Below are 3969 nucleotides of genomic sequence, written 5' to 3' on the forward strand. Positions count from 1 at the left end.
TTACTGCTATCAAGAAGTAACATGTTGCAATTAATCGTATTTTCACTGCTTTTTGGGATTTCAACTGCGTTGGTGGGGGAAAAAGCGAAACCCGTGGCAAGCTTTTTGTCGGCAGCAACGGCGGTAATGATGAAAATGGTCAGTATTATTATGTACTATGCACCGATTGGACTTGGCTGTTATTTTGCAGCGGTGATTGGTGAATTGGGGCCGCAAATTCTAGAGGGGTATGCCCGCTCATTTGTGTTATATCTGATTCTTGCTGTGATTTATTATTTCGGGTTCTTCACCTTGTATGCTTTTATTGCCGGGGGCAAGGACGGTGTGAAGGTTTTTTGGAAACATGCGATTACACCATCTGTTACAGCCATTGCCACTTGCTCAAGTGCCGCTTGTATTCCAGTCAACTTAGCCACCGTTCGAAAGATGGGAGTGCCAAAGGATATCGCCGAAACGATTATTCCGCTTGGTGCGAATACCCATAAAGACGGATCGGTGTTTGGCGGTGTGCTGAAAATTGTCTTCTTATTTGCCTTATTCGGAAAGGATGTCACGAGTATCCCGAATATAATAAGCATTTTAGCGGTTGCCTTCTTAGTTGGTGCCGTGATGGGGGCGATTCCTGGCGGCGGGATGATCGGTGAGATGTTAATTATCAGTGTGTACGGTTTCCCTCCAGAAACCTTGCCTATTATTGCTGTAATCAGCACGATCATTGATGCCCCAGCAACCTTGCTCAACTCCACCGGAAACACCGTATGCGCGATGCTTGTCACCCGATTGGTAGAAGGGAAGAACTGGCTCGACCGATCTTTTAAAAGCGAAGAACTTGGTGCCTGACACCATCTAGTTGTTAAAAATGCTGTAGGAATGTTTGTATTCTTGCAGTATTTTTTTTGTTTTTGGGTGGGTGCGCAAATGTCAATTGATGGCTATTAATTCTTAGGGTAAGATAGGTCATATGCGGTACAAATAAAGGATGGATTTTTTATGAAGAGGACGTTAAAGGATATTTTTTATATTTTACTAGGAGCACTCATTTTTGCCTTAGGGGTCAATTATTTCACGATTCCTAACCATCTTTCAGAAGGCGGTATTTTAGGGATAACGATTATTGCCCACTATTTGTTTGATTGGTCGCCCGGTATCGTGAATTTTGTCTTGAATGTGGCGCTGTTAGCGGTTGGGTACAAATTTTTTGAGAAAAGAACCTTTGTCTATACATTGATTTCGATTGCCGCCTGCTCGTTGTGTTTGTATGTAACGGAGGATGCTGGACATCGGCTCACCGAGGATACATTTTTGGCATCCATCTTTGCGGGTTTGTTGGTAGGCGTAGGGCTGGGATTGATTTTTCGGACAGGAGGAACCTCTGGAGGATCGACGATTTTAGCAAGACTGACCAATCAATTGTTAGGCTGGAGCATTGGCAAGGGTATGCTGATTATTGATATTGTAGTCGTAGTTGGATCGATTTTCATCATTGGCTTAGAAAAAGGGATGTACACGCTGTTGATTGTGTTTATCGGGGCGAAGGCGATTGATTTCATTGTCGAGGGATTGGATGAAAAAGTTGCCGTGCTGATCATTTCGAATTCCCCTGAGCAGGTNNAGTAGGATGTCTCGCGGGCTGACAGTGCTCGACGGCCGCGGCGGCTACACAGGACAAAACAGAGAAGTTCTTTACATATCGTCATCAATAAGCAGGAAATCGTTCAGCTGAAAAGTATTATAAAAGAAACAGATAAACACGCCTACGTCACCGTTCACAATGTCCACGAGATAATCGGGCATGGTTATAAGGCGAGTTAAGTTTAAGTTAAGTTGGTGCCTGACACCCAAGATGGTGGCAGGCACCTTTTTTATCTTTTTGATACACTTACACGCCCTGAGAAGAAGGTGGCGCCGCCGCCCATATCGGCGATTCGGTCGGGAGTGAGTGCGTTTACTAGCTGTTTTGTGTCGGCTGTATCGGCCCAAAGACCTTGCGTCACCACAACTCCTGGCAGGACTTGCTCACCAACAGAAACCTTCAGTTCACATTCACCGCGCTGGTTCCAGATTCGAACGGTATCGCCATCTTCAATTCCCTCCGTTAAGGCATCAAGTTGATTCATATAGACTTTCGGCTCTTTTTCCAACGTTATATGCTTTTGATTGTTTGAAAAGGTAGAATTTAAAAAATTATGATTTGGGCCCGGAACAAATTGGTATCGGTGGTCCCCGTCATCCTCTAAAGGTACGTAGGTTGGCAATGGGGGATACCCATTTTCTTTCATCTTTCCAGAGAATAACTCAATTTTTCCACTAGGGGTTTCCAGTTTGCCAGGGAATATCGGTTTTACCTGTGCTTTCATGAATTGCTGCCTTTCTAAAGCTTCATAACTGATCCCGTTTAAATAAGGATTGCGCGGGTTATCTAAGGCTTGTCTAATCATCTCCGCTTCTGTCTCTTCAAAAAGTGCTTCAGAGAAGCCCATCCCCTTGGCAAGTAATCGGAACACCTCAACATTGGATTTTGACTCAGCATATGGTTCAATGACCGGCTGCTGTAATTGAATATAATGATGCCAATAAGATGTGTACATGTCAGTATTTTCAAAGGAGGATGTCGCTGGTAAAACGATATCTGCATATTTAGCCGTTTCTGTTAAAAATAAATCATGAACCACCGTAAATAAATCTTCGCGCTCAAGCCCTTTTCGGACATTATTTGCATTAGGTGCGACTACGGCAGGATTAGACCCGTACACATAGAGTGATTTAACGGGTGGGTCTAGTGAGAGCAACGTGTCGCCAAGTACGTTCATGTTGATCACGCGCGTTTGTTTATTTTTCAATAAATCAGGTCGTTGCAAGTGCGCGGTATTCGGCGCCAGATAGGCCGAATTCCCTTTGATTGCGCCGCCTCCTTTGACAAGCCATTGGCCGGTAAGAGCGGGAAGGCAGGAGATTGTCCGGACAAACATGCCGCCATTGTCATGATGCTGTGGTCCATTTCCGATGCGTATAAAGGCTGGTGATGTTTCACCGTACATGCGGGCCAGTTTGTAAATATCTTCTACGGGGACACCTGTGATTGCTGAAACGGTGATTGGGTCGTATTGGATGACATGCTCACGCAGTTCCTCGTGACCAATCGTATACTTTACTAAAAAGTCTTGGTTGACCAGGTTTTCGGCAAATAGGATGTGCATCATCCCCAAAGCGAGGGCACTGTCAGTGCCAGGCAAAATCGGAATAAACCAATCTGCTAATCTACCAGTTTGATTTTTGAGAACATCAATAACAATGATTTTGGCACCGTTTTGTTTACGGGCTTTTTGAGCGAGGGCAATTTGATGCATGTTGGTGCTCGCCGCATTAATCCCCCAAAATAGGAATAGTTTGGAATGGATCGTATCCTCAGGGTCGATGCCGATGCTGCCGCCCATCGTATATTTATAGCCAACAGAACCGGCTGCAGAGCAAATGGTCTGATCCAAGCGGGAAGCCCCGAGGCGATGGAAGAAACGGCGGTCCATCCCCTCGGCATTAAGCCGGCCCATGTTTCCGTAAAAGCTGTACGGAAGGATGCTTTCCGGACCGTTAGATTCTATTAAATCGGTCCAACGGGAGGTAATGGTTTCGATCGCTTCCTTCCAGCTGATTCGTTCGAACTTGCCGTCGCCTTTGGGGCCGGTCCGTTTTAGCGGGTATTTTAAGCGGTTTTCATCATAGATGCGTTCTGTCATATTTCGGACTTTGTTGCAAATATGCCCTTTGGTGACCGGATGCTCTGGGTCTCCTTCCACTTTAATAATCTTCCCATTTTCCTTATGTAGCAGTAAACCACACTGATCCGGGCAATCCAGCGGGCAAACCCCATGAAAAACGCCATCTCGTTCATGTATAAATGAAGCCATTGCGTCATCCAATCTCCTTTCGTGTTTGGTGTCAGTTTGGTGTTACGTTTGGTGTCAGGCACCA

General features: G+C 45.4%; 2 protein-coding genes and 1 pseudogene. 2 read left to right on the forward strand and 1 reads right to left on the reverse strand.

Translation table 11 applies throughout. The features are described 5' to 3' along the window. On the forward strand, positions 1–840 hold an 840-nt coding region (locus tag V7659_RS22190), incomplete at its 5' end, for a dicarboxylate/amino acid:cation symporter (protein ID WP_335542335.1). A 150-nt stretch (positions 841–990) separates the two neighbouring features. Next, positions 991–1812: pseudogene (locus tag V7659_RS22195) on the forward strand (YitT family protein). A 50-nt stretch (positions 1813–1862) separates the two neighbouring features. On the opposite strand, the gene V7659_RS22200 reads toward V7659_RS22195, so the two are convergent. Continuing rightward, on the reverse strand, positions 1863–3905 hold the full coding sequence (locus V7659_RS22200; protein ID WP_335542336.1) for a molybdopterin-containing oxidoreductase family protein: 2043 nt from the start codon (positions 3903–3905) through the stop codon (positions 1863–1865). Between the last annotated feature and the right edge of the window lie 64 nt (positions 3906–3969).

The sequence above is a fragment of the Neobacillus drentensis genome (genome assembly GCF_036966985.1).
In the GTDB taxonomy this organism is placed as follows: domain Bacteria; phylum Bacillota; class Bacilli; order Bacillales; family Cytobacillaceae; genus Neobacillus; species Neobacillus drentensis_E.